This window comes from Citrobacter sp. Cc139, from assembly GCF_030334645.1.
In the GTDB taxonomy this organism is placed as follows: Bacteria; Pseudomonadota; Gammaproteobacteria; order Enterobacterales; family Enterobacteriaceae; genus Citrobacter; species Citrobacter werkmanii.
Genome location: NZ_JAOWDM010000002.1, coordinates 1 through 272, shown reverse-complemented (window position 1 = coordinate 272; position 272 = coordinate 1). Strand labels below are relative to the sequence as shown.

General features: G+C 58.1%; 1 protein-coding gene. It reads left to right on the top strand.

What is annotated here, in order from left to right; translation table 11 throughout:
• Positions 1-211, top strand: a 211-nt coding sequence (locus OGV69_RS00025) for a hypothetical protein (RefSeq protein WP_286468968.1), incomplete at its 5' end; no start/stop codon positions are given.
• Positions 212-272 lie beyond the last annotated feature (61 nt).

Here is a 272-nt window from a genome sequence, read left to right as displayed (position 1 = left end):
CAGGCCTACATCCAGGTCACAACGGCTGTGTTCACCACAGACGCAAAAAAGCCCATCCGGCAGGATGGGCTTCTTCACTTTATTTGATGCCTGGCAGTTTATGGCGGGCGTCCTGCCCGCCACCCTCCGGGCCGTTGCGGCGCAACGTTCAAATCCGCTCCCGGCGGATTTGTCCTCCTCAGGAGAGCCCTCACCGACAGACCACAGATAAAACAAAAGGCCCGGTCTTTCGACCGGGCCTTCCGCTTTTATTTGATGCCTGGCAGTTCCCT